Annotated in this window: 2 protein-coding genes and 1 pseudogene; 2 read left to right on the top strand and 1 reads right to left on the bottom strand. The window is 69.2% G+C overall.

What is annotated here, in order from left to right:
* On the bottom strand, positions 1-210 hold a 210-nt coding region (locus GA0115259_RS37145), incomplete at its 3' end, for an ankyrin repeat domain-containing protein (protein ID WP_141716864.1).
* Positions 211-462: 252 nt separating this feature from the next.
* Here GA0115259_RS37145 and GA0115259_RS37140 point away from each other — a divergent pair.
* Together GA0115259_RS37140 and GA0115259_RS37135 are read left to right on the top strand one after the other, a co-directional pair.
* The gene (locus tag GA0115259_RS37140; protein ID WP_066952367.1) at positions 463-657 is read left to right on the top strand and encodes a hypothetical protein; all 195 of its coding nucleotides are present in this window, start codon (positions 463-465) and stop codon (positions 655-657) included.
* 40 nt (positions 658-697) lie between these two features.
* Positions 698-1,761: pseudogene (locus GA0115259_RS37135) on the top strand (hypothetical protein); the annotation flags it as partial.

Raw genomic sequence — 1,761 nt, 5'->3', positions numbered from 1 at the left:
GTCGGCGCCGCGCTCCAGCAGGGCCGCCACCGCCGGCGCGTGGCCGTGGTAGGCGGCGAGCATCAGCAGGGAGTCGCCCCGGTCGTTGGTGAGATTCGCGGGCACACCGGCGTCGACATACGCGGCGAGCGCCTCGGCCTCGCCGCGCCGGGCCAGGTCGAAGATCCTCGTGGCCAGCTCCACCACCTCGGGATCCGGGGTTTCGCTCATCGGTGGACCACCTTTCACGTCGTTGACCTGGTACGTACAGCTCGTTGACGCCGTACGGGTGAACCGACAGGTTACTGGCCCCCGGCACCCGCCGCAGACGGGACGTACGGCGTCCCGGCCGGGCGGCGGCACCTCATGGACCAGTGCAGTGAAATACCTGACATTTCACCCACTTGCACCTTTTGTCGCATAGATACTTGCGGTGATTCTGGAAGAACTCATGGTGACTGTCCCCTCTCCCAGGAGAACCTCATGATTCTTTCCATGTCGGGCGTCGTGCTGCTCGGAATCATCGTCTTCCTTTTCTTCCGGAAGGACGGACTCAAGGCCTCGCACGCGATGGTCTGCTCGCTGTTCGGCTTCTATCTCGCGGGCACCGCCATCGCCCCGAGCATCACCGCCGGCGGCGCCAGCCTCGCCGGCCTGCTGGGCGGGATCAAATTCTGACTCCCGCCCATCCTCTTTCCGCATCCAACAGGAGACAGACGTGGCCCGGCGACCACTCCCCCGCATTCTGAGCAGTGGCAGCGACCGGATCGCGCGCGGGCGCGAGATGGCCCGTACAGCCGCCGACGGCGCCACCGACGTGCTCCATCCGCTGATCACGATCACCCGTGGTCTGCGGTTGCTGGCCGCCGCAGGGCGCCAGAAGTGGGCCGGTACGCCCAAGGACCGGCGCGGTCCCGCGCTGTTCCTGGTCGCGGCCTGCGTCCTGGTGACCGCGCTCATCCCGTACGGGCCGATGCTGGCCCTGATCACGGTGATGGCCGTGGCCGCCTGGAAGGGACGCGACCGCACGCCGCCGGCGCGGACCGGGCCCGACGAAGCGGAGGCGAAACGACTCCAGTCCCTCTACGAGGCGCTGGTGCCGTATCTCTCCGTTCCCGAGGACCCGAGTCCGCTCTTCGCTTATGGCGGCGAGTGGAGCAAGGCATTCGCCGAGCACGCGTTCGACGGCGAGGGACGGATCATCCGGCTCCAGCTCGCCTATCCTCCGTACTTCACCGACGGCGAGCCCGACGCACGGGCCCGGGTCGAGCAGTTGCTGTACGCCAAGTCCGGGCGCGGCCGGGAGTATCACTTCGACTGGCAGGAAGAGGCCAACCAGCTGGTGATGACCGTCCTGCCCGCTCTCTCCACCGCCATCGCCGCCCAGCGTTTCATCACCGCTCCCGGCGAGACCGTCCTCGGCTTCACCGACGACGGAGCGGTGCCGCGCACCGTGCCGGTCCTCGCGCGCGACGGAAGGCGGGACGCGCCTCCGGTGCTCTGGCGGACCGGACCGCGCTCGACGGAGCCCCATCTGCTGGTCGCGGGGACACCGGGCAGCGGCGCCACGACTCTGCTGCGCTCCATCGCCCTCCAGGCCCTCGCGCACGGGGACGTACTGATCGTGGAGGGCAGCGGCACCGGTGAGTTCGGCGCTCTGACCGGACGCACCGGTGTGCTCGCCGTGGAGTGCGGACTGGCCGGCGCGCTCTCCAGCCTCGAATGGGCGGCGAACGAGACGGAGCGGCGGCTGATCGCCGCCAACAACGCCCGCCAGTCGGG

The sequence above is a fragment of the Streptomyces sp. MnatMP-M17 genome, assembly GCF_900091995.1.
In the GTDB taxonomy this organism is placed as follows: Bacteria; Actinomycetota; Actinomycetes; order Streptomycetales; family Streptomycetaceae; genus Streptomyces.
Note: the sequence above shows the minus strand (reverse complement) of the source record. Positions and strands in the feature narration are given on the sequence as shown.